The sequence below is a fragment of the Nocardioides jejuensis genome (genome assembly GCF_004337475.1).
GTDB lineage: Bacteria > Actinomycetota > Actinomycetes > Propionibacteriales > Nocardioidaceae > Nocardioides > Nocardioides jejuensis.
Genome location: NZ_SJZJ01000003.1, coordinates 21,889 through 44,550 on the forward strand (window position 1 = coordinate 21,889; position 22,662 = coordinate 44,550).

Here is a 22,662-nt window from a genome sequence, read left to right on the forward strand (position 1 = left end):
CTGCCGGTCGTCCTCACCCGAGGGCGGCCGGCAGCGGCGTTTTCAGGGCCGTCCGGAGCCGGCGCAGGTACGTCGCGCGCGGGATCTCCACGACGCCGAGCGTCGCGAGGTGGTCGGTGCGCCACTGGACGTCGAGCAGCCGCTGGTCGGCGTACGGGTCCGTGCCGCCGGCCGTGAGCAGGTCGACGAGCCCCACGAGGGCCACCTTCGACGCGTCGCGCTGGCGGTGGAACATCGACTCCCCCGCGAACAGGCCGCCGATCGCCAGGCCGTAGAGGCCGCCCGCGAGCTGGCCGTCGCGCCAGGCCTCGACCGAGTGCGCCCAGCCGAGCTCGTGCAGCGCGGTGTAGGCCGCGATGAACTCCTCGGTGATCCAGAAGCCGTCGCGCTCCGGATCCCCGCACGCGCGCATGACCTCCTCGAACGCCGTGTCGACGCGGATCTCGAAGTGCTTGCACGACTTCCGCAACGAGGCGGTGACCCGCAGCCCGCCGAGCGGCAGAACGCCCCGCTGCTGTGGCGAGAACCAGCCCATCGGGTCCTCGTCGTCCAGGGGCATCGGGAAGAGCCCCGAGCGGTACGCCGAGAGCAGCGTGCCCGGCGCCAGGTCAGCGCCGATCGCCACCAGATCGTCGTCCGCCCAGTCCGCGACGCGCGCCGGATCCGGGAAGTGCCACGGCGATCGCGGTGGCTCGACCGGCCCCTGCCCAGCGCTGTTCACACCGGCATGCTGGCAGATCCGGCCAGCACGTACGATCCCCGCCATGGGACTCGGAAGCACGGCTGGCCGCACGGTGGGACGCAAGCTCGCCCCGCGGGCCACGCACAACTTCGTCCGCGAGGCGATGGAGAAGGCGATCGCCGGCGTCGGACCGCTGCGCCCCGTCTCCCGCACGGCCGCGAAGAAGCTGGCCGACGCCCACGGTGATGTGGAGAAGGCGGCACATGCGGTGATCCGCAGCCACGTCGCGTACGCAAGTGCCCAGGGCTTCGTGACCAACATCGGCGGCCTGATGACCGCGATCGCGGCGATCCCGGCCAACCTCGCCGGACTGACCCTGGTGCAGGTGCGCATGGTCGCGGCCATCGCGCACGTCCACGGCCATGACCTGGACGACCCCAAGGTCCGGGCCGCTGTGGTCGCCACCCTGCTCGGCGAGGAGTCGGTGAAGAAGGCGGTCAAGAAGGGCAAGCTGCCCGCGCGACCCCTCGCCCTCGCCACCGGCACCGACCTGGAGCCGGCCCTCGAGCACGCGCTCAGCATCGAGATCTCGAGCGAGCTGCTCGCGCGCATGGCCGGCAAGCGGATCGCGACGACGGCCGGCAAGCGCATCCCGGTCCTCGGCGGCGTGGTCGGCATGACCGCCGACGGATTCGCCACCTGGCAGCTGGGCCGGTTCGCCGCACGCGAATTCGCCGGAGCGAACGTCAAGACCGCCCGTCAGCGCTGACGACGTCGGGTCAGGCCGGGCCCTGCGACCGCTTGTAGCGCTCGATCGCACGGCGGCCCCAGGCCCGCTTGCTGGCGAACTCGTAGGCCCGCACCTTGCTGCGCTCCTTGAACGGAAGCTCGGCCTTGTGCAGCGCAGCGCGCGCCTCGGCCAGCTCGGCACGCAGGTCCGCCTCGACCTCGCGCAGCCGGGATGCCTCGACCAGCACCGCGGTCAGGGCCTCGACGGCCGCGTTGGCGACCTGCCGCTCGCGCGGGCGGTCCGGGTCGGCGTACTCCGTCTTCGCGGGGGCCGGCGTCAGGTCGGCGAGGTCGCCGACGACGCCGTAGCCGCGCTCCTGGAGCGTGGCGATCCAGCCCCGCGCGAGGGCGTCGGCCCACGCCCACACTTCCGTCGGTACGCCGAGGCGCGGCGAGTCCGTGCGGAGCGCGAGGGTGCGGTGTGCCAGCAGCTCGCGGACGAGCACGCGGTAGTGCGCCGGCGGCACGACCTTGGTCGCGGCCCGGTTGAGGCGACGCAGCAGCGCCGTCTCCGGGACGCCCATGGACGGGTTCGCCCGCTCGGTGAAGAGCTCGAACTTGTAGTCCGCCAGCCCGAAGGCCTCGACGAAGCGCTGCCAGAGAAGGTCGCGCGGAGCGCCCGGCCCGGGCACGGTGATGAGGGTGACCTGGTCGGCGGGGAGGTCTGCGGCCCAGCGACCGAGGATCGCCGGCACGTCCTGCGCGTCCCAGAACCAGGGCGCGATCTTGCCGGGGCGCTCGGGGTCCTGGATCTGCTCGAGGAAGCTGCCGTAGCGGATGCCGCGACGGTGCTTGACGTTCTCCTGCCACTCCGCCGGGATCTGGCGGACCAGGTCGCGGACGGACGCGAGGACGCGCACCTCGCGCTCCGGGTGGCCCAGCGAGGCCAGCGCCCGGGTGACATCGGCCGGCTTGGCCGTCGCCAGGATCTCGTGGCTGATGATCACCGGGCCGTCCCACTCGCGGACCCGCGTCGCGAGCGCGTCCCAGGCGCCGACGGCCTCCTTCTCGAGGCCACCCCACGGAAGCCGCATCAGGTCGAGCGCCGCGAGGAACTGACCGTCGAACCGGTCCGCCGGGTAGAGCAGGCCCTGCGAGGCGAGCCGGTCACGGTTGCCGAAGAGCACGTCCTGGAGGTACGACGTGCCGGTCTTCGGCGTACCGACATGGAGGTAGATCGGCCCCTTGGTCACGGTGTCTCCTCACAGATGGCAAGCAGGGTGCGGACGGCGACCGCAAGCGTCGCGGCCTGGGCGTCGGCGGAGCCGGGCCAGGTGACGCTGCCGGTCCCGCCGGGCGCGAGGTCGGCGGGATCGCCGTGGAGAGCGTAGCCACCGGCGGCCGCGCGGCGGGCCACACCCGCAGCGCGCCGTTCGAGCCACGGCACGAGCTCGGGCTGGACCCGCGGACGCGGACCAGCGTCGCCCTCGAGCAGCGGCCGGAGGACGCCCTCGAGGACCCGGGTCTGGGTCGCGCTATCGGTGAGGATCCCGAGCGTGGAGCTGGTCGCCCGGACCAGCTCGATCGCCGCGGCAGTGACCGGCGGATGCACGACCCGGAACGGCGCCCGCGTGATGCCGGGGGTGGTGCCGGGCCGCGTCACGAGGTGGACGCGATCCTTCCCGACGATGCGCGACCACCGGGCCGCGATGGACGCTGCATCGGCGCGCGGCGGGATCCGGTCGCGCGCAGCGAGGCTGCTGACCATGCCACCCCACGTGCGGTTCTCGCCCTGCCAGACGTGGCCGGACCAGACGTCGGCGAGCGCCTCGTCGAGCGGCAGCCCGAGCACGACCACCTGGTCGGGCCGCGGGGGCTCCTCGCCAACGAGTCCGTTGGCGAGCCGGGTCGCCCGGACGGCGCCGTGTGGCCCGAGGACCAGGACGCCCTTGCGGCGGAACCGCGGCCAGGTGACCGGTCGGTGCTCGCCCGGCCCCGGATCGCGCTGCAGGAGCAGGTCGGCGAGGAGGCCCGAGGCGAGGCGCAGCGGGGCGCTGTACTCCGTGCCGCGCCCGGGCACGGAGGCCGCCTCGACGAGCGCCAGGAGGCGTTCGACGGCCTGCGCGCCGACGGCCGGTGCGTCGTGGCCCGCGGTCCGGGCGCCGGCCTCGACGACCAGCCGGGCGACGTACTGCTGGGGGGTGGGCCGCTCGGGCATGGCGCTCATCGGCGTCCTCCCCGCGTGCTCATGCCGTGGATTCTGCCCCAACGACCTCGAAGAGCAGGGCGCCGAGGACCACCTGGTCGCCGGGTGTCGCCGCGACCTCCGTCACGGTCCCGTCGAACGGAGCGGTCAGGCTCAGCTCCATCTTCATCGCCTCGATGACACCGAGGACGTCGCCCTGCGCCACCTGGTCGCCGGGTGCGACACGGACCGCGAGCACGGTGCCGGGCATCGGCGCGAGGACGTCGCCGCCTGCCGTGACGGCGTGGTCGCGGTCGGCGCCGGGGTGCTCGAGGACGAACCGCTCACCCTCGACCACCACCTCGTCACGGTCCACTCCCAGCCGCACGTACGCCGGGAGGTGCGGGTCGCGCGTGGGCACGGTGAGGCCGTGCCGGACGACCGGAGCCGCGGGTCCGCCGTCGCGCCAGCCGTCGGGACACAGGGCGCTCGGCTGCTGCGCGGCGTCGGCGCGCTGCGCGGCCCAGCCCGCAGCGAGGCGGGCGTTCGTGTCGTCGGGGCGGGTGAGCTCGGTGCGGTCGAGCCAGGCGGTGTCGATGGCCGCGTCGCGGAACGCATCGCTCGCCGCCAGCTGGCGCAGGAAGCCGGTGTTGGTGGTCAGCCCGAGGATCACGGTGTCGTCGAGCGCGGCCACGAGGTTGCGGCGCGCCTCCTCACGGTCGGCGCCGGTCGCGATGACCTTGCCGAGCATCGGGTCGAACCCGGTGCCGACGACCTGTCCGGACTCCAGCGCGTGATCGACCCTGACCGCCGAGACCCGGGTTTTGGCGCGTCGAGACCCGGGTTCTGACGCGTTGAAACCCGGGTTCTGGCCAGGCCAGCGCACGAACGACGCGACGCCGGCCTGCGGGAGGAAGCCACCCCACGCGTCCTCGGCGTACACGCGGGCCTCGATGGCGTGGCCGGTCGTGGTGACGTCGTCCTGGGTGAAGCCGAGCGGCTCCCCGGCGGCGATGCGGAGCTGCAGCGCGACGAGGTCCAGGCGCTCGCCGCGCACCCTGATGATCTCCTCGGTGACCGGGTGCTCGACCTGGAGACGCGTGTTCATCTCGAGGAAGTACGCCTCGCCGGTCGCGTCGTCGAGCAGGAACTCGACGGTGCCGGCCCCGCGGTAGCCGACCTGCTGTGCGAGCGCGACGGCGGCGGTCGTGATGTCGTCGCGCTGCGCGGCGGTGAGCGTGGGAGCAGGGGCCTCCTCGAGGACCTTCTGGTGACGGCGCTGCGTGGAGCAGTCGCGCTCGAAGAGGTGCACGACGTTGCCGCGGGCGTCGCCGAAGACCTGGACCTCGATGTGGCGGCCACGCTCGACGTACTTCTCGATGAGGAGGGTGTCGTCGCCGAACGCCTTCGCGGCCTCGCGCGCTGCTGCCTCCTGGGCCGCCTGGAGGTCGGCGGCGTCGCGTACGACGCGCATGCCCTTGCCGCCGCCGCCCGCCGCCGCCTTCACGAGGACTGGGAAGGTGATCTCGCTGGTCGAGCCGGTCGTCACCGTCGCCGACGGCACCACCGGTACGCCAGCAGCCTCGGCGATCGCGCGGGCCTTGTCCTTGCGACCCATCGCGTCGATGACCTCCGGCTGCGGGCCGACCCAGATCAGCCCGGCGCTCCCGACGGCGCGCGCGAAATCGGCGTTCTCCGAGAGGAAGCCGTAGCCCGGGTGGATGCCTGTGGAAAGGCCCTCCGCGTTGTCAGTGGCTGCGGCGACGATCGAAGCGATGTCGAGGTAGCCCGACACCTGCACGGCGAGGTCCGCCTCGTCGACGTGGATGGCGTGCCGATCTGCCTCGGTGAAGATCGCGATCGTCCGGATGCCCCGGGCGCGCGCGGTGCGGATGACGCGGCGGGCGATCTCGCCGCGGTTAGCGATGAGGAGGGTGTCCATGTCCAGGGGGCTCACATTCGGAAGACGCCGTAGGAGGGTGCCTCGACCGGGGCGTGCGAGGCCGCCTCCAGCGCGATGCCGAGCACGCGGCGCGTGTCCGCAGGGTCGATGACGCCGTCGTCCCAGAGACGAGCGGTGGAGTAGTACGCCGAGCCCTGCTCGTCGTACATCGCGCGGATCGGGTCCTTGAACGCCTCCTCCTCGTCGGCGCTCCACTCGTGTCCGGACGCCTCGATGCCGTCGCGCTTCACGGTGGCCAGGACAGATGCTGCCTGCTCTCCGCCCATCACGGAGATGCGCGCGTTCGGCCACATCCAGAGGAAGCGCGGGTCGTAGGCGCGCCCGCACATGCCGTAGTTGCCGGCGCCGAAGGAGCCGCCGATGACGACGGTGAACTTCGGGACGGTCGAGCACGCAACAGCCGTCACCAGCTTTGCCCCGTCACGCGCGATGCCGCGGTTCTCGTACTCCTTGCCGACCATGAAGCCGGTGATGTTCTGGAGGAAGAGCAGCGGGATCCTGCGCTGGTTGCAGAGCTCGATGAAATGCGCGCCCTTGAGGCTCGACTCGGAGAAGAGGATGCCGTTGTTGGCGACGATCCCGACCGGATGGCCGTGGATGTGCGCGAAGCCGCAGACCAGCGTCTCGCCGTAGAGCTTCTTGAACTCCTGGAAGCGGCTGCCGTCGACGATCCGCCGGATCACCTCGCGCACGTCGTACGGCTGGCGGGTGTCGGTGGGCACGACGTCGTAGAGCGTCTCGGGATCGAGCAGCGGCTCCTCGACGGGCTCGGTGTCCCACGGCGTCGGCACGCCGCCAGCCCGCTGGGGGAACGTCGCGACGATCTCGCGCAGGATGTCGAGCGCGTGGGCGTCGTCCTCGGCCAGGTGGTCCGCGACGCCAGAAGTGCGGGCGTGGACGTCGCCGCCACCGAGCTCCTCGGCCGTCACGACCTCGCCGGTCGCCGCCTTCACCAGCGGCGGGCCGCCGAGGAAGATCGTGCCCTGGTTGCGGACGATGACGGTCTCGTCGGACATCGCCGGGATGTAGGCGCCGCCCGCCGTGCACGAACCCATGACCGCAGCGATCTGCGGGATGCCGCGTGCGGAGGCGTTCGCCTGGTTGAAGAAGATCCGGCCGAAGTGCTCACGGTCCGGGAAGATCTCGTCCTGCATCGGCAGGAAGCCACCGCCCGAGTCGACCAGCGCGATCGCGGGCAGGTTGTTCTGCGCGGAGATGGTCTGCGCGCGCAGGTGCTTCTTGACCGTCATCGGGTAGTACGTGCCGCCCTTGACCGTCGCATCGTTCGCGATGATCACGCAGAGGCGACCCGACACCCGCCCGATGCCCGTGACGATGCCCGCGCTCCCCGCCTCGAAGTCGTAGACCCCGTCGGCAGCGAGCGGGCTGAACTCGAGGAACGGACTGCCCGGGTCGAGCAGCCGCTCGACCCGCTCGCGGACCAGCAGCTTGCCGCGTTCGGTGTGCTTGGTGCGCGCTGACTCGGAGCCGCCGGCGCCACCGGCGCGGACGGCAGCCAGGCGCGCGCGGAGGTCAGCGGTCAACTCGCGCAGGGTCGGAGAGGTCGTCACTCGCTCAGGTTAGCGATCATTAACCTCGCGGACCACTACCCTGTCGCCATGGCCGGCACCCGACGCGACGAGATCCTGCAGATCGCAGCGACCCTCTTCGCGCGCCGCGGCTACCACGGCGTCTCCGTCGCGGAGCTCGGCAAGGCCTGCGGCATGAGCGGCCCGGCCCTCTACAAGCACTTCGCCTCGAAGGAGGCGATGCTGGCCGAGATGCTGGTCGGCACGAGCGACGAGCTGCTCCGGGGTGGCCGCTCGCGCACCCGCGACGCGAAGACCCCCGAGGAAGCGCTCGGCCACCTCGTCGACTGGCACGTCGACTTCGCGCTCCGTCACCGGGCGCTGATCGTCGTGCAGGACCGCGACTGGTCCTCCCTCCCCGACGACGCGCGCGAGCAGGTCCGTTCGCTGCAACGGAAGTACGTCGAGCTGTGGGCCAGGCAGCTGCGGACCTCGCGGCCCGCGCTCAAGCCGGTCGAGGCGCGGGCGCGCGTGCACGCGGCGTTCGGGTTGCTGAACTCGACACCCCACAGCGCCCTGCTGCCGGACAGCGCCATGCGTTCGACACTGCGCGACATGGCTCTCCGGGCCCTCGGCGTCGCCTGACCTGCCAGAATTCCGGCATGACCGAGACGCCGTCCGCCCGCTGGTTCGACGAGTGGTCGGTCGAGCAGCGCACGGAGTACGCCGACCGGTTCCGCCGCCTCGCGGCCAACGGCACCGACATCGACGGCGAGGCCCGGATGGTCGACGCGGTCGCGGGCCGCGGATCGCGGATCCTCGACGCCGGCTGCGGCGCGGGACGGCTCTCGGCGTACCTCGCGGCACACGGTCACGCGGTCCTCGGTGTCGACATCGACCCGCTGCTGGTCGAGGCGGGCCTGGAGCTGTATCCCGGCCTCCCGCTCCAGCAGCTCGATCTGCGCGACGTGTCGCCCGACCTCGGCTCGTTCGACATCGTGGCGAGTGCCGGCAACGTGATGGTCTACCTCGAGCCGGGGACGGAGCGAGCGGTCCTCGCCGCCCTGGCGTCCGTGCTCCGGCCCGGCGGTCGTGCCGTCTTCGGCTTCGCCACCGACCGCGCCTACACCCACGACCAGCTCGACATCGATGCCGCAGCGGTCGGCTGGACCCGCGAAGCGCGCTGGGCGACCTGGCAGCTCGACCCGTTCACCGACGACGCCGACTGGGCAGTCAGCCTCTACCGCGCCTGACGTCGGACACCACGACACGCATGTGTCGCCACCAGAGCCTGATCGGGAGAGGGATCTGGCGGTGAATGCGACACGACTGTGCCGCACTCACAGGGGAGACCATCGCCCCAGATGCAGCCCGGTGGCGACACAGCCGTGTCAGTCCAGCTTGTCGAGCAACCGCGCAGCCCGCTCGGCTGCCTCGCCGGCGACATCGAGGTCCACCTCGTCCGCGCTGGTCGGCTCCTCGCCGTAGCCCGCGCCGGCCACCGCCGCCACCTCGGCCAGCAGGTGGTCCCGCGGCATCCCGCGCAGCGCCAGCAGCACGAACGGATCCGCGTCGAAGAGCCACGCCAGCTGCGCCAGAACCGCCAGCGCGTGGCCACACGGCTGGACCCACGCGCCACAGGTACATGAGCAGTCGAGGTCGTCGGGCAGGAGCGAGACGCCCGCCTCCTCCGCGTGCTCGGCGAGATCGGTAGGCAGGTCGCCGGCGAGCAGGGAGGCCACGCGCCCCGAGGAGGCCGCGATGACCTCGACCAGGGCCTGGCGATCTGCCGCATCGAGCACAGGGACGAGCACCGAGCACGCGACCAGCTCGTCCGCATCGACCATCGGCGCCCCGACGGACCGCGCGCGACCAGACTCACCCGTCCGCACCGCAGCGAGCACCCGGCCACCGTCGACGTCGATCGCACCCACTGCACCAGCCCGCGCGAGGCGCCAGCCAGCCGCGACGTCCGCGTCGTCGTACGCCGTGTCCTCGACCGTGCGGAGCCAGACACGGCCCCACCACGTGGTCGCCCGCACGCCGCCGCGGCGTGGCGGAAAGGCAGGGTGCCTCACGAGCGAAACCTCATGACCGCGGCCTCAGCTCGACCAGATCGCGCAGCTCGGCGTCGGACAGCTCGGTCAGGGCCGCCTCGCCGCCGCTGAGCACCGACTCGGCGAGCGAACGCTTCGCCGCCAGCAGGGCCGCGATGCGCTCCTCGATGGTCCCCTCGGCGACGATCCGGTGCACCTGCACGGGCCTGGTCTGGCCGATCCGGTACGCGCGGTCGGTGGCCTGCTCCTCGACGGCGGGGTTCCACCAGCGGTCGACGTGGACGACGTGGTCGGCGCGGGTCAGGTTGAGGCCCGTGCCACCCGCCTTGAGCGACAGGATGAAGACCGGCATCTCGCCGTCCTGGAACCGCCGCACCATCGCCGCCCGCTCCGCGACGCTCGTGCTGCCGTGCAGGAACTGGTGCGGGACCCCGCTCTTGGTCAGGTGCGCCTCGATGAGCCGGCCCATCGCGACGTACTGCGTGAAAAGGAGCACCGCACCGTCCTCCGCGAGGATCGTGCCGAGGAGCTCGTCGAAGAGGTCGAACTTCTCCGACCGTCCGGTCAGCCGCGGGTTGGTCTGCCGCAGGTAGTGCGCGGGGTGGTTGCAGATCTGCTTGAGGCCGGTCAGCATCGCGAGCACCAGTCCGCGACGGGTGTCGGGGTCGGCGCGCTCGATCCGCTCCATCGAGTCGCGGACCAGCGCTTCGTAGAGCACCGTCTGCTCGCGGGTGAGGCCGACCAGGTGGTCGGTCTCGGTCTTGGGCGGCAGCTCAGGGGCGATGCCCGGATCCGACTTGCGACGCCGCAACACAAACGGCCCGACGAGGTCCGCGAAGCGCGCCGTCACCTCCGGGTCGACGCCCGACTCGATCGGCTGGGCCCACGCCTTGCGGAACGCATTGCGGGAGCCGAGCAGGCCCGGCGTCGCCCAGTCGAGGATCGCCCAGAGCTCGGTGAGCTCGTTCTCGATCGGGGTGCCGGTCAGCGCGACCCGGGCCGCCGACGGGATCGTGCGCAGCGCGCGTGCCGTGGACGTGGCGGGGTTCTTGACGTGCTGAGCCTCGTCTGCGACCACGAGGTCCCAGTCGACCTTCGCAAGATCAGCCGCCGCGTTGCGCATCGTGCCGTACGTCGTGAGCACGAAGCCTTGCGCATCGGCCAGGTCGCGGGCCCCGCCGTGGAAGCGGCGTACGGCGATGCCCGGCGCGAAGCGACGGATCTCGGCCTCCCAGTTGGCCAGGAGGGACGTCGGGCAGACCACGAGCGTCGGCGTGGCCGCAGCGCGGTGCAGGTGCAGAGCGATCACCTGCAGGGTCTTGCCGAGGCCCATGTCGTCGGCCAGGCAGGCGCCGAGGCCGAGCGAGGTCAGCTCGGCGAGCCAGGTCAGGCCGTGGCGCTGGTAGTCCCGGAGCGTCGCGTCGAGGCCGCCGGGCACCTCGACGGGCGTGCGGGTCGCGGCCGCGAGGAGCTGCGCGCGCACCTTCTCGAGCGTCGCACCGATCGCGACCCCGACGGGCCGGTCATCGACCTGGACGACGCCCGACAGGGCCGCCGCCACGGCGACCGGTGCCGGGACCGTGCGGAGCAGCCGCTTCTTCGCCTTCCGCGCCAACTCGGGATCGACCACGAGCCACTGGTCGCGCAGCTTGATCACCGGCGCAGCAGCACCCGCGAGCTGATCCATCTCCTCGTCGGTGAGCGGCTCGCCGGCGAGGGAGATCCGCCAGTTGAAGGCGAAGAGCTTGTCGGTGCCGAAGGGGCTGTCCTGCAGCGCCTCCTCGCGCTGGCTCCCGTCGCCACCCTCGCCCGAACGCCGCTCCCGCTGCTGCGGCTCGAGCACCGTCGACGCGACGAGGTCGCGCCCGAGCGCGCGCGGCCAGAGCACGTCGATGCCGACCTCGCGCAGCGCACCGACGCCGTGCGACAGCAGCGACACGAGCTCGTCGGTGTCGAGGGTGATCTCGTCCGGGACCCGGAGCTCCTGCAACCGGTGCAGCACCGGCCAGGCGTCGGCCGCGGCACGCAGCGCCACCGACGTGTGGGCCACCGCTCGCGGACCGAAGCCACTCCCCGCGGGATCGGTCCAGAGCAGCGCCGCATCACAGAGGTGCAGCGGGTTGCGCTCGTCATGGACCTGGAGGACCAGCCGCACCGAGCCCGCGACGAGCTCCTCCTCCGCGGCCTCGACGCGCAGCGACAGGGTGACGAGGTTGGGGCGCGCGTCGGGCACGGGGCCGCCGTCCGCGCGGATCCGCGCGACCCGCTCCGCCAGCCGTGCCTGGAACGCCTCCGGGTCCCCCTTCCGCGTCGAACGCCGCGCACCTCCCGGCCGCAGCCCGGGTCCGGTCGATCCGCCCGCATCCGAACCGGCCACGAGCGATGCCGCCGATCCCGACGGCGCGCTCCGCGGCATCGCGTCGACGACGGCGGCGATCACCCGCCGGGCCAGTCCCTCGGCGGCGGCCGCATCCATGCCGTCGTACGCGCGGGAGGCGGCGAGGCGGACCAGCCGGTCGGTCTCCTCGGGGGACAGCTCCACCGGCTGCCACCACGGACCTTCCGGCGACGGCTCGAACCGACCGTCCGCCACCAGGCGCATGCCGAGCACCACGGCTCCGCCGATCAGGCCGACCGAGCCGTGTGCGCTCTCGTCGACCCGGGCCCGGGTCAGGACGGGCAACGCGGATCGCATGGGCAGCTCGATCGTCCGCGCGGACGTCGCGTCGGTGAACTCGATGACGCTCTCGCGCGGCGGCTCTCCCAGCCGGAACGACGCAGCACCGCTGACCGGAACGAAACCCACGCCGCCACCCTAGGCGGCGGGACCGACATCGGCCGCGACGGCGCCGACGGCGGCCTGCGGACGACCCCGTACCCTCGATCCCGTGAGCATCCTGGACACGAAGATCGCCCTCCTCGACGGCACCGCCTCCACCCTCGGCGACATCACCGCCGGCCGGGCGGCTCTGCTGGTCAACGTCGCCTCCAAGTGCGGCCTGACGCCGCAGTACGAGACGCTCGAGAAGCTCCACGAGGAGTACACCGCGCGCGGCTTCACGGTCGTCGGCTTCCCGTGCAACCAGTTCGGTGGCCAGGAGCCCGGCACGTCGGAGGAGATCCAGGAGTTCTGCTCCATGACCTACGGCGTGACCTTCCCCCTCACCGAGAAGATCGACGTCAACGGCGAGGACCGGAACGCGATCTACCACGAGCTCGTGAAGACGCCCAACGAGAAGGGCGAGGCCGGCGACATCCGGTGGAACTTCGAGAAGTTCGTCATTGCCCCCGACGGCGCGATCATCGCCCGCTTCAGCCCGCAGGTCCTCCCGGACGACCCGCAGGTGCTCGCGGTCATCGACGCACTCGTCTGACGTCCGTTTCCTGAGGATTTACCCGCCGTTCACCTTCCGCCGTCGCCCGCGCGGGTCTAGCGTGCGGCCATGACGGACCGTGATTCGCCCGCGGCATCGCACCACCTCGATCGCGAGCTCAACGAGCTGCTCCAGGAGCTCCGGGTCATCCAGGGCGGGATCCTGCTGCTCGTCGGCTTCCTGCTGGTGATCGCGTTCAGCGCCGGGTTCGCTGGTGCGACGGACTTCCAGCGGGTCGTCTACTACCTGACGCTGCTGGTCACGGGCGTGGCCGCCATCGTCGTCGTGGCTCCGGTCGTGCACCACCGGATGGCCTTCCGTCGGCGCGACAAGGAGCGGGTCGTCGTCCGCGGCAACCACCAGATCCTGGCCGCCATCGGGCTGGTGGCCCTGTCGATCCTCGGCATCCTCACCCTCGTGACCGACTACCTGTTCGGATCCCGCCTCACCGTGGTCATCGATGTCCTGTACGCCGGCCTGGTCACGATCTTCTGGGTGATCCTGCCCCTCCACTCACTGCGGCTGGCACGGCTCGAGGGCTCCGGCACTGACTGAACCTGGCTCTGTTGCCATGCCACACGTTGTGGTCAGTGCCACCCGAGGCTTCGCCCAAAGTCTGATGCCGTTGTCAGTGGTTGTGCCTAGCATCAATGTTTGTGACTTCCGACCTGACTCAAGACCCACCTGCCGCGGCGAAGGCCGCCACCGAGCCGCTACCTGAGGGCACGTTCCTCATCGCTGGCGTCGTCGTCCTCGGCGCCATCATGTCCATCCTCGACGTCACCGTCGTGTCGGTGGCGCTGCGCACGTTCCAGGAGACCTTCGACGCCACGTCGGCGCAGGTCGCCTGGACGATGACCGGCTACACGCTCGCGCTGGCTGCGGTGATCCCGCTGACCGGCTGGGCCGCTGACCGCTTCGGCACGAAGCGCCTCTTCATGCTCGCCGTGCTGCTCTTCACCCTGGGCTCGGCGGCCTGCGCCTCCGCGCAGAACCTCGAGATGCTCGTCGTCTTCCGCGTGCTCCAGGGCCTCGGCGGCGGCATGCTCATGCCGCTCGGCATGACGATCATGACCCACAAGGCCGGCCCGCAGAACGTCGGTCGCGTCATGGCCATCCTCGGCATCCCGATGATGCTCGGCCCGATCTGTGGCCCGATCCTCGGCGGCTGGCTGGTCGACACGGCCAGCTGGCACTGGATCTTCCTGGTCAACGTGCCGATCGGCATCCTCACGCTGCTCTACGCGCTCGTCATCCTCCCGCGCGACGACGTCGAGCCGTCGGAGTCCTTCGACTTCCTGGGCATGCTGCTCCTGTCGCCCGGCCTGGCCTCGCTGCTCTACGGCGTCTCCTCGATCCCGGGTGCCAAGCAGGAGCACAACACGATCTGGACGACGCAGGTTGTTGTCTTCACGCTCATCGGTGCGGCCCTCGTCGCGGCGTTCATCCCGTGGGCGCTCAGCCGGGCCAACCGTCACCCGCTGATCGACCTGCGCCTGTTCCGCGACAAGCAGATGACGATCGCGGTCGTGGCGATGGCGCTCTTCGCGGTCGCCTTCTTCGGCGCGGGTCTGCTCTTCCCGCTCTACTTCCAGCAGGTGCTCGGCAAGAACGCGCTCCACTCGGGCCTGCTGCTGATCCCGCAGGGCCTTGGCGCGGTGCTGACGATGCCGGTCGCCGGTGTCCTCTCGGACAAGATCGGCCCCGGCAAGGTCGTCATGACCGGCATCGTGCTCGACACGATCGGCATGGCGTTCTTCATCAACATCGGCCACGACCCGTCGACGCTCCGCATCCTCGCGGGCCTCTTCGTGATGGGCCTGGGCATGGGCTGCACGATGATGCCGATGTTCAGCGCGGCCCTCGCCACGCTGAGCCACGAGCACATCGCGCGGGGCTCGACGCTGCTCAACGTGACCCAGCAGGTGGCCGCGTCGATCGGCACCGCGATCTTCGCGGTGATCCTGACCAACGAGTTCGCCAAGGGAGACCAGACCGCGATCAGCGCAGCTGGTGCGGCTAACGCCCTCGGCCTGGATCAGGCGGCCGCAAAGTTCGGTGTTCCGCTGGAGCAGTTCCGTCACCTGGTCCTGAAGGGCCTTGAGGACATGGGCAACGCCTTCGGCGTGGTCTACGTGGTCGGCACGATCCTGGTCGGCCTCTGCTTCATCCCGGCGCTGTTCCTGCCGCGCCACAAGGTCGCCCCGGTCGATCCCGCGGCGATGATGCACTGATCCACAGCACGACGGAGGCCCCCGGTGATCCCGGGGGCCTCCGCTGTTTTCAGGAGTCAGACGCTCACTTCGAGACGTAGCGCTCGTACGACTTCGTGGTGCGCAACGTCGCCGAGGAGTCGGTGACGCCATCGAGCGCGATACCCGCCGACTCCCCGGAGACGGTCGCCGCCCGCTCGGTCGTCTCGTACTTGTAGACGTAGCCCTTGCCCCGCGAGTACTCCGTGGTGGTCGAGGTCGCGCCCTCGCCGGTGAAGGTCAGGTCGACCACCGCCGTCGAGGTGGTCGGCTCCTCGGCACCGTCGCTCCAGCTCGAGACCTCGACCGTGCCCCGGACCGTGGCCGACGCCAGCTTCCTGGAGATCGTCACGTCCGCTGCGTCGCTCCAGAAGTCATGACCGCCCTCGAAGACGCAGTTGGTCTCGGGCATCGGCTCCGGCGGCACGGGCTCCCCCGGCGTACCGATGCCTCCGCCACCCTCGACGGGGATCGGCTCGTCGCCCCAGTACGGCGGGAGCTCCCCCTCCGGGCAGGTCCAGTCCTCCGAGTAGCCGGAGACCGATCCGGGGCTGGACGCGTACACACTGCCGCGGTGGACGTTGCCGGGCGCACCGTCGAGCGCACCGACGATCTGGAACGTCGCTTCGGCTGTCTGCTCCGAACTGCGGGAACTCCAGCGGATGGCGGCATCGGCCGGGGTGGCGGCGAGGACGACCAGAGGAAGGCCGGCGCAGGCGATGCCGGCCGACAGGAGGTGCTTCTTCATCATGACTCCCGAGTGGTGAAGGGTGGACCGCCGTTGGCCCACATCCCTCCGACGCGCGAGGAGTCGTTCCGGTTGCGTCCGGTCGCCGCCGGATCCGCGCGGACTCAGCTGTCGGCGGCGAGCACGAGCGGCACGACATGCTCCGCACCCGCCGCCCGGATCGCCCGCGCCGCAACGGTCAGCGACCAGCCGGTGACCGTGCGGTCATCGACGAGGAGCACGGAAGCCCCCGCCGGGACCTGCCCCTCGAGAGCCGAACGTCGCAGCACCGCCGCGACCCGCTGCGCCGAGTTGGCCGCACCACGTCCGGGGTCGACGGACGGGTCGACGATCGACCAACGGCCGACGATCGGCACCTGCAGGTAGCGCGAGAGCCCGTCGGCGAGGTCGCGCACGAGGGCGGGTCGGCGAGCGGACTCGACGAAGACGATCGCGTCGACGCGTGGCCGCCAGTCCTGCAGGACGGTGACCATTGCCTGGATGAGCGGCAGCGGCACGGGCCCGTCGGGCGTCGTGTCGCGGAAGAGCTCGCGCAACGCCTGCCCATGGCCGAGGTCGGTCAGTCGCGCGATGGACCGGCCCTCCGCTGCACCGTCGGAGATCTTGCCCTTGAGGTCGATGCCCAGGTTGGCGAGCGCGGTCGGCCACATCTTGCGCGGCGCGAGCGCGACACCGGGTCGGCCAAGGGCTGCGCGGGCATCGGCAGCCGCGGCCTCGGAGACCTCGGCCGGGGTGGACAGGCCGCCGCAGTTGTCGCACCGGCCGCACCGCTCGGGCGCTTCGTCATCGAGCTGCCCACGCAGGTAAGCCATGCGGCAGCCATCCCAGGTCAGGTAGTCGAGCATCGCCTGCTGCTCGCGCTGGCGCGCCTCGGCGACGCGGGCATAGCGCTCGCGGTCGTAGGACCACTCCTGCCCCGTCGCCGTCCACCCGCCGCTGACCCGCTGCACCGCGCCGTCGACGTCGAGCACCTTGAGCATGGTCTCCAGGCGGGTGCGGTTGAGGTCGACGTACGTCTCGAGGACTGCGGTCGACAGCGGTCGGCCGGCGTCGGCGAGCACGGAGAGGGTCTGGCGCACGAGCTCCTCGCGCGGGAAGGCGAGGGAGGCGAAGTACGCCCAGATGTCACGGTCCTCGATGCCCGGGAGCAGCACCACCACCGCGTCGTCGGTGCCGCGGCCGGCACGACCGACCTGCTGGTAGTAGCTGACCGGCGACGCCGGTGCCCCGAGGTTGATGACGAAGCCGAGTGTCGCGTCGAAGCCCATACCCAGCGCGGACGTGGCGATCAGCGCCTTGACCCGACCCGCCGCGAGGTCTCCTTCGAGGGCCTCGCGCTCGCTGGTCTCGGTCTGTCCGGAGTACGCCGCGACGACGTGCCCGCGCTCCCGGAGGTACGCCGCGACCTCCTGCGTCGCGGCCACTGTCAGGCAGTAGACGATGCCGGACCCCGGGAGCGAGCCGAGGTTGTCGGCCAGCCACGCCAGCCGCATGTCGGGGGTGGGCAGCCGGACGACGCCGAGCCGCAGCGACTCGCGGTCGAGGGAGCCGCGCTGGACGAGGACGCCGCTGAGCTCGTCGGACGCCTCCGGCGGGGCGAGCTGCTCGGCCACGTCACGCGTGACACGTGCGTTGGCCGTCGCGGTTGTCGCCAGCACGGGGATGCCGGGGCGCAGGTCCGCCAGCATCGTCCGGATCCGGCGGTAGTCGGGCCGGAAGTCGTGGCCCCAGTCGGAGATGCAGTGTGCCTCGTCGACGACCAGGAGACCGGTCGTGGCAGCGAGCCGCGGCAGCACCTCGTCGCGGAAGCCGGGGTTGTTGAGCCGCTCCGGGCTGACCAGGAGCACGTCGACCTCACCGGCGGCGATGGCCGCCTCGATCCGCGTCCAGTCCTCCGGGTTGGTGGAGTTGATCGTCACTGCGTGGATGCCGGCGCGCTCCGCAGCCTGGATCTGGTTGCGCATCAGCGCGAGCAGCGGCGACACGATCACCGTCGGCCCGGCTCCTCGGGCCCGGAGCAGGGCGGTCGCCACGAAGTAGACCGCGGACTTGCCCCACCCGGTGCGCTGCACGACGAGCGCACGGCGCCGGTCGACGGCGAGCGCCTCGATCGCGGTCCACTGGTCGTCGCGGAGCGCAGCGTCGTCGCGCCCGACGAGCGCGCGCAGGCTCGCCTCCGCCTCCGCGCGCACCGACGCCCGGTCGACGGTCGGCGCGGCGGTGTCAGCGGAGGGTGAGGTCATGCGGACTGTCTACCAGCGGCCTCTGACACGGCCGGCATCCGGCGTACCTGCCTGTGGATCACCAGATGCGGACGCGGTCCGCGGGGTCGAGCCACAGCCCGTCACCCTGCTGCGTACCGAACGCCTCGTGGAACTCGTCGAGGTTGCGCACGATGTTGGCGCGGAACTCCGGCGGGCTGTGCGGGTCGATGGTGAGGTACTGCCGCTCCTGCTCGATGCGGCGCTTGGTCCGCCAGCAGTAGGCCCAGTTGCTGAAGAGCGTCTGCGACTCCTCCGCCGTCGGCGTACGCCCCAGGAAGATCGCGTACGCCGTGTGGCCGATCGTCAGACCACCGAGGTCGCCGATGTTCTCGCCGACCGTCAGCGAACCGTTGACGTGCTCGCCCGGCAGGTTGCGGGGCGAGAAGGCGTCGTACTGCGCGATGAGGGCCGCGGACTTCACCTGGAAGGCCGCCTTGTCGTCGGCGGTCCACCAGTCGTTGAGGTTGCCCGCGCCGTCGTACTGCGCGCCCTGGTCGTCGAAGCCGTGGCCGATCTCGTGGCCGATGACGGCGCCGATGCCGCCGTAGTTCTCCGCCGGATCCGCGTCGGGCGAGAAGAACGGCTTCTGCAGGATGCCGGCGGGGAAGCAGATCTCGTTGGTGCCCGGGTTGTAGTAGGCGTTGACCGTCTGCGGCAGCATGAACCACTCGTCGCGGTCGACGGGCGAGCCGATCTTCGCGAGCTGCCGGTCGCTCTCGAACGCCGCCGCGGCCTGCACGTTGGCGACCAGGTCGGTGCCGATGCTCAGCCCCGAGTAGTCGCGGAACGTCGTCGGGTAGCCGATCTTCGGCCGGAACGTCGCGAGCTTCTCGTACGCCCGCTCCTTCGTCTCGGCGGTCATCCAGTCGAGCTTCTCGATGCTGCTCCGGTACGCCGCCAGAAGGTTCGCCACCAGCTCGTCCATCTTCTGCTTCGCGACCGGCGGGAAGTGCCGGGCGACGTACTCGCGCCCGACGGCCTCGCCGAGCGCGCCCTCGACCAGCGAGACGCCGCGCTTCCAGCGGGCCCGCAGCTCCGGCGTACCGGAGAGGGTGCGGCCGTAGAAGTCGAAGTTCGCCTCGACGAACGCCGTCGGCAGGTACGGCGCGGCGGACCGCAGCACCCGCGAGACGAGCCATTCGCGCCACTGCTCCACGGGCACCTCGCCGAGCACGTCTGACAGGTGCGACAGGAAGCTCGGCTGACGGACGATGACCTCGTCGAGCGTCGCGGGCTTGGCGCCGAGGTTGGTCAGGTAGACGGTCCAGTCGAAGCCGGGAGCGAGCTCGAGCAGCTCCGCGCGCGTGCGCAGGTTGTAGGTCTTCTGGACATCGCGGGTCTCGGCACGCTCCCAGTGACCGGCGGCGAGGCGGGTGTCGATCGCCATGATCCGCTCGGCGGCAGCCTCGGCATCCGGCACCGACGCGAGCCCGAGGATCTTCGCCAGGTACGCGACGTACGCCGTGCGGATCTCGGCGAACTTCTCGTCGCGGTAGTAGCTCTCGTCCGGCAGGCCGAGGCCGCCCTGCGTGATGTGGAAGAGGTAGCGGTCGGAGTTCTTGGAGTCGGTGTCGATGTAGGAGCCGAAGAGGCCCGCGCCGCCGACCCGCTCGAGCTCACCGAGCAGCGCCGCCAGGTCGCGCGTGTCCTGGATCGAGGCGACCGCGTCGAGCAGCGGCTGGATCGGCGCGATGCCCCGCGCCTCGACCGCGGCCTCGTCCATGAACGACGCGTAGAGCGCCGCGATCTTGCCCGGCTCGGTGGCCGCGTCCGGAGTGGCCGCAGCCAGCTCCTCGATGATCGCCTTGACGTGCTCCTCGGCCTGGTCGGCCAGCGTCACGAACGGACCCCAGCTGGACCGGTCCGACGGGATCTCCTCGGTCGCGAGCCACTGGCCGTTGACGTGTCCGAAGAGGTCGTCCTGCGGACGGATGGTGTGGTCGAAGCCGGGGCGCGCGTCGTCGAGAATGCTCACGCGTCCGACCCTAGGCCACCCGCCCCAACGCTCATGTCAGCCGAACGACCGACTTGCCGACCGCGCGCCGCTCGTCGATGTCCGCGAGCGCCCGGCCGAACTCCTCGAAGGCGTACGTCTGGCCGATCGGCGGGTCGATCGTGCCGTCCTCGATGAGCGGCAGCAACGCGGCCCACTGCGACTGCATGTAGCCCGGCGTCACCATCGCGTGCGCGCCCCAGGCAGCCCCGCGGACGTCGATGTTGTTGAGCAGCAACCGGTTGACCTTGACCTCGGGGATGCCCTGGCCGGCCGCGAAGCCGACGACCATCAGCCGACCCTGCGGCCGCAGGCAGCGCATCGAGTCGGTGAAGGCGTCGCCTCCCACCACATCGACCACGATGTCGGCTCCACCGAGCGCGGTGACCGCGTCGCGGAAGCCGTCGAGCAGCACGACCTCGTGCGCACCGGCCGCCTTCGCTACCTCACCCTTCGCTGACGTCGACACGACGGCGATCACGCGAGCCCCCAGACCACGAGCCACCTGGATCGTCGCGGTGCCGACGCCACCGGCGGCACCGTGCACGAGCACCGTCTCGCCGGCCTCGAGGTCGCCGCGCTCGACCAGCACGAAGTGCGCGGTCATGTAGTTCATCGGGATTGCCGCCGCCTTCTCGAACGAGAGCGAGTCCGGCAGCGCGAACACGAAGTCAGGCGAGTGCGCGACCCGCTCGGCGGCCCCGCCGTACGGGAGGCAGGCAACGACGCGCTGGCCCGCCTGGAGGTCCCCGGCACCCTCGACGATCGTGCCCGCGAAGTCGACGCCGAGGGTGAACGGCAGCTCCGGCTTGAGCTGGTACTCCCCCTTGCTCAGCAGGACGTCGGGGAAGGAGACACCGACGGCCGCCACCTCGATGACGACCTGCCCGGGCCACGGCGTCGGCTCCGGTACGTCGACCACCTCGACGGCAGCAGGACCAGCAAGGGACGTGACCTGTACGGCGCGCATGCCGGCGAACCTAGCGCAGCCCGCCCTGCAGCAGCAGGGGTCAGACGACCTTCATGATGCGCACGAGCTCGAAGTGCATCGGGTCGGTGTAGTGCCAGTCGCCACCCCACGCGAAGCCCCAGTCCTTGAAGACCTGGACGACAGCCGGCGGGATCTGGCCCGCGGTGCCGCGCGCGTTCTGCGGGGCGTCGAAGTCGATCGCCATGCCGAAGGCATGGTTGGACAGGCTCGTGGTGCCGGCGATGAAGCGGGCGTTGAAGCAGCCGGCCGTGGTGTGGATGTACTTGTCCAGGCCACGCTGGATCAGTGCGTTGAGCGCCGCGCGCAGCTGGAGCAGCATCACCTTGTCGCAGCTGACGGTGCCGACGATCGGCATCACCTCGGTGCGGATGTGCGTGGCGACCCACGACGAGTCGGGGATGACCTGGGTGCCCGCGACGCGGTAGTGGTACGTGCCGATCTCGGCACCGATCGAGCCACCGGTGGCGACGGCCGTCTGCACGGCGTCCGGGTCAAGGCCGAGTCGCGTGGCCTTGTCGATGAGCTGGATCGAGGCACCCGTGCCCTTGACGATCGCCTCGACCTGCTTCCGGATCGACTGCGGCGTGTGGGTGCCGGTCGAGATCAGCAGCGCGTTGTCGTGGACGTCAAAGAGGTCCTCGCCCCACTTGGCGTTGACGACCAGCTGGATCAGCGGCGGCTCGGGCGCGTAGGCACCGATGTGCACGCTGCGGGCGTCGTCGCCGGTGCCGATCGAGATGAAGTTCGGCTCCGACTGCACCTGCTCGGCCGCCGCCTTCGAGGCCACCACCATCTCGCCCGCGGCGAGGCGCGACCAGATCTCGGCCTGCTGACCGGCCGGGGAGAAGCGTCGGTACGTCGCCGGGTCGACCGCCGCGACGTTGTACGTCTGGCCCTGGATCGACGGTGAGGCGAGCGAGAAGAGCTCGGTCGCCGTGACCACCTTCTGCTTGCCGGCCCGGATCGCCTGGATCTTCTTCACCATGTCGGGCGAGAGCGCCTTCGAGGCGTAGATCAGGATGTCGGCTTGCGCGTTGCCGCCGACGAGCCTGGGCGGCTGCGGCATCGAGTGGTCCTTGCTGACCACCGGCACGGAGACCTGGGGCTTCGGCGTGGCCGTCGGCTTCGCCGCCTTGGAGGTGCCACCACCGCAGCCGGCGAGCGCCAGCGACAACGACAGCGCGACCGCCGCTCCGACCCGCGCGCGACGACCCGTCCGTGCCATGACCCGATCTCCCCACTCCATCCGGGACCTGCCCGGAAACTCTCCCGGATCGAGACTAACGCGCGCCGGGGGCTCCGGGTTCGATAATCCGGCGCGCCATCCAGACGAGGGTCTCCGCGACGTCTTCGGGAGGCGAGCTCGGCTGCATCACGTGGCTGAGGACGACGCGGATGATCGTCTCGGTGAGCCCGGCCATCCGCTGGTCCTCGACCGGCAGGTCGTACGCCGCGATGTGCTCGCCGATGACGATCCTGGCGGTCTCCAGCAAGGTCGCCGAGTGGGTCGTCAGCAGGGGCAGCAGCTCCGTGTCGGCGCCGTGCGTCGCGGAGACGATCGCCTTGAGCAGCTCGTTGCCCTCGGCGAAGGCGAGCACTCCCTCCACCGTCTCGCCCAGTGCCGCGAAGAAGTCGTCGGGGTGGGCGACGAAGGCCCGGTCGGCGGCCTCCAGGAAACGCGCGAGCTCGCGGAGGATCATCGCCTCCGCGAGCGCGGGCTTGGTGCCGATCTCGTTGTAGACCGTCTGGCGGCTGACGCCGACGGCCTCGGCGAGCCGCGCCATGGTGACCGACGACCAGCCTTCGGTCGTGGTCACCACGGTCGCGGCGTCGACGAGGCGGTCACGCAGGGTGACTGCCCCGTCGACGTTCGCCATCCCGAGATCGATGCTCAC

19 protein-coding genes are annotated in these 22,662 nt (G+C 71.2%); 6 read left to right on the top strand and 13 right to left on the bottom strand.

Annotation, left to right across the window (positions count from 1 at the left end; translation table 11 throughout):
• Positions 1 to 13: 13 nt before the first annotated feature.
• A complete protein-coding gene (aat, locus tag EPD65_RS02715) occupies positions 14 to 721 on the bottom strand; it encodes a leucyl/phenylalanyl-tRNA--protein transferase (protein WP_243640408.1) in 708 nt (235 codons plus the stop codon).
• 43 nt (positions 722 to 764) lie between these two features.
• Between aat and EPD65_RS02720 the strand changes: the two genes are divergently transcribed.
• Complete coding sequence (locus tag EPD65_RS02720) at positions 765 to 1,451, top strand: EcsC family protein (RefSeq protein WP_131581629.1); 687 nt, start codon at positions 765 to 767, stop codon at positions 1,449 to 1,451.
• Positions 1,452 to 1,461: 10 nt separating this feature from the next.
• Here the strand turns inward: EPD65_RS02720 and EPD65_RS02725 are convergent, their stop codons facing one another.
• Genes EPD65_RS02725 through EPD65_RS02740 form a run of 4 tightly spaced genes read right to left on the bottom strand, consistent with a single transcriptional unit; the run spans position 1,462 to position 7,130 of the window.
• A complete protein-coding gene (locus EPD65_RS02725) occupies positions 1,462 to 2,664 on the bottom strand; it encodes a hypothetical protein (RefSeq protein WP_243640409.1) in 1,203 nt (400 codons plus the stop codon).
• Positions 2,661 to 3,638 (bottom strand): hypothetical protein, encoded by a 978-nt coding sequence (locus tag EPD65_RS02730; RefSeq protein ID WP_131581630.1) that lies wholly within the window; start codon positions 3,636 to 3,638, stop codon positions 2,661 to 2,663. The genes EPD65_RS02725 and EPD65_RS02730 overlap by 4 nt, the downstream gene beginning before the upstream one ends.
• A gap of 19 nt (positions 3,639 to 3,657) precedes the next feature.
• Complete coding sequence (locus tag EPD65_RS02735) at positions 3,658 to 5,538, bottom strand: acetyl/propionyl/methylcrotonyl-CoA carboxylase subunit alpha (protein ID WP_131581631.1); 1,881 nt, start codon at positions 5,536 to 5,538, stop codon at positions 3,658 to 3,660.
• 11 nt (positions 5,539 to 5,549) lie between these two features.
• Complete coding sequence (locus EPD65_RS02740; protein ID WP_131581632.1) at positions 5,550 to 7,130, bottom strand: carboxyl transferase domain-containing protein; 1,581 nt, start codon at positions 7,128 to 7,130, stop codon at positions 5,550 to 5,552.
• Positions 7,131 to 7,178: 48 nt separating this feature from the next.
• On the opposite strand from EPD65_RS02740, the gene EPD65_RS02745 reads away from it, so the two are divergent.
• Positions 7,179 to 7,733: a TetR/AcrR family transcriptional regulator gene (locus EPD65_RS02745; RefSeq protein WP_131581633.1), complete on the top strand. Its 555-nt coding sequence runs from the start codon at positions 7,179 to 7,181 to the stop codon at positions 7,731 to 7,733.
• Between the two features lie 17 nt (positions 7,734 to 7,750).
• Positions 7,751 to 8,341: a class I SAM-dependent methyltransferase gene (locus tag EPD65_RS02750; protein ID WP_131581634.1), complete on the top strand. Its 591-nt coding sequence runs from the start codon at positions 7,751 to 7,753 to the stop codon at positions 8,339 to 8,341.
• 138 nt (positions 8,342 to 8,479) lie between these two features.
• Here the strand turns inward: EPD65_RS02750 and EPD65_RS02755 are convergent, their stop codons facing one another.
• Together EPD65_RS02755 and EPD65_RS02760 are read right to left on the bottom strand one after the other, a co-directional pair.
• Positions 8,480 to 9,166: an SWIM zinc finger family protein gene (locus tag EPD65_RS02755; RefSeq protein ID WP_131581635.1), complete on the bottom strand. Its 687-nt coding sequence runs from the start codon at positions 9,164 to 9,166 to the stop codon at positions 8,480 to 8,482.
• Positions 9,167 to 9,176: 10 nt separating this feature from the next.
• Positions 9,177 to 11,951 carry a DEAD/DEAH box helicase gene (locus EPD65_RS02760; protein WP_131581636.1) on the bottom strand — a complete coding sequence of 925 codons (2,775 nt, stop codon included), beginning with the start codon at positions 11,949 to 11,951 and terminating at the stop codon, positions 9,177 to 9,179.
• A gap of 82 nt (positions 11,952 to 12,033) precedes the next feature.
• Between EPD65_RS02760 and EPD65_RS02765 the strand changes: the two genes are divergently transcribed.
• From EPD65_RS02765 to EPD65_RS02775, 3 genes are all read left to right on the top strand, one after another.
• Positions 12,034 to 12,519 (top strand): glutathione peroxidase, encoded by a 486-nt coding sequence (locus EPD65_RS02765; protein ID WP_131581637.1) that lies wholly within the window; start codon positions 12,034 to 12,036, stop codon positions 12,517 to 12,519.
• A gap of 69 nt (positions 12,520 to 12,588) precedes the next feature.
• Positions 12,589 to 13,074, top strand: a complete 486-nt coding sequence (locus EPD65_RS02770; protein WP_131581638.1) for a DUF6328 family protein — start codon at positions 12,589 to 12,591, stop codon at positions 13,072 to 13,074.
• A 95-nt stretch (positions 13,075 to 13,169) separates the two neighbouring features.
• A complete protein-coding gene (locus EPD65_RS02775) occupies positions 13,170 to 14,753 on the top strand; it encodes a DHA2 family efflux MFS transporter permease subunit (protein WP_131581639.1) in 1,584 nt (527 codons plus the stop codon).
• Between the two features lie 64 nt (positions 14,754 to 14,817).
• On the opposite strand, the gene EPD65_RS02780 is transcribed toward EPD65_RS02775, so the two are convergent.
• The 6 genes from EPD65_RS02780 to EPD65_RS02805 form a co-directional block, all read right to left on the bottom strand.
• Positions 14,818 to 15,519 carry a hypothetical protein gene (locus EPD65_RS02780; protein WP_131581640.1) on the bottom strand — a complete coding sequence of 234 codons (702 nt, stop codon included), beginning with the start codon at positions 15,517 to 15,519 and terminating at the stop codon, positions 14,818 to 14,820.
• Between the two features lie 104 nt (positions 15,520 to 15,623).
• The gene (locus tag EPD65_RS02785) at positions 15,624 to 17,762 is read right to left on the bottom strand and encodes a RecQ family ATP-dependent DNA helicase (RefSeq protein WP_131581641.1); all 2,139 of its coding nucleotides are present in this window, start codon (positions 17,760 to 17,762) and stop codon (positions 15,624 to 15,626) included.
• A 58-nt stretch (positions 17,763 to 17,820) separates the two neighbouring features.
• Positions 17,821 to 19,758, bottom strand: a complete 1,938-nt coding sequence (locus EPD65_RS02790) for a M13 family metallopeptidase (RefSeq protein ID WP_131581642.1) — start codon at positions 19,756 to 19,758, stop codon at positions 17,821 to 17,823.
• A gap of 31 nt (positions 19,759 to 19,789) precedes the next feature.
• Entirely contained in the window at positions 19,790 to 20,746 is a 957-nt protein-coding gene (locus EPD65_RS02795) for an NADPH:quinone oxidoreductase family protein (protein ID WP_131581643.1), read from the bottom strand.
• 40 nt (positions 20,747 to 20,786) lie between these two features.
• Positions 20,787 to 21,992 carry a M15 family metallopeptidase gene (locus EPD65_RS02800; protein ID WP_131581644.1) on the bottom strand — a complete coding sequence of 402 codons (1,206 nt, stop codon included), beginning with the start codon at positions 21,990 to 21,992 and terminating at the stop codon, positions 20,787 to 20,789.
• A 55-nt stretch (positions 21,993 to 22,047) separates the two neighbouring features.
• Positions 22,048 to 22,662: a TetR/AcrR family transcriptional regulator gene (locus EPD65_RS02805; RefSeq protein ID WP_243640411.1), complete on the bottom strand. Its 615-nt coding sequence runs from the start codon at positions 22,660 to 22,662 to the stop codon at positions 22,048 to 22,050.

Coding starts and splice junctions, on each gene's coding strand:
- EPD65_RS02720 (WP_131581629.1), top strand. CDS start 765: ATGGGACTCGGAAGCACGGCTGGCCGCACGGTGGGACGCAAGCTCGCC.
- EPD65_RS02730 (WP_131581630.1), bottom strand. CDS start 3,638: ATGAGCGCCATGCCCGAGCGGCCCACCCCCCAGCAGTACGTCGCCCGG.
- EPD65_RS02735 (WP_131581631.1), bottom strand. CDS start 5,538: ATGGACACCCTCCTCATCGCTAACCGCGGCGAGATCGCCCGCCGCGTC.
- EPD65_RS02745 (WP_131581633.1), top strand. CDS start 7,179: ATGGCCGGCACCCGACGCGACGAGATCCTGCAGATCGCAGCGACCCTC.
- EPD65_RS02750 (WP_131581634.1), top strand. CDS start 7,751: ATGACCGAGACGCCGTCCGCCCGCTGGTTCGACGAGTGGTCGGTCGAG.
- EPD65_RS02770 (WP_131581638.1), top strand. CDS start 12,589: ATGACGGACCGTGATTCGCCCGCGGCATCGCACCACCTCGATCGCGAG.
- EPD65_RS02775 (WP_131581639.1), top strand. CDS start 13,170: ATGTTTGTGACTTCCGACCTGACTCAAGACCCACCTGCCGCGGCGAAG.
- EPD65_RS02780 (WP_131581640.1), bottom strand. CDS start 15,519: ATGAAGAAGCACCTCCTGTCGGCCGGCATCGCCTGCGCCGGCCTTCCT.
- EPD65_RS02785 (WP_131581641.1), bottom strand. CDS start 17,762: ATGACCTCACCCTCCGCTGACACCGCCGCGCCGACCGTCGACCGGGCG.
- EPD65_RS02795 (WP_131581643.1), bottom strand. CDS start 20,746: ATGCGCGCCGTACAGGTCACGTCCCTTGCTGGTCCTGCTGCCGTCGAG.
- EPD65_RS02800 (WP_131581644.1), bottom strand. CDS start 21,992: ATGGCACGGACGGGTCGTCGCGCGCGGGTCGGAGCGGCGGTCGCGCTG.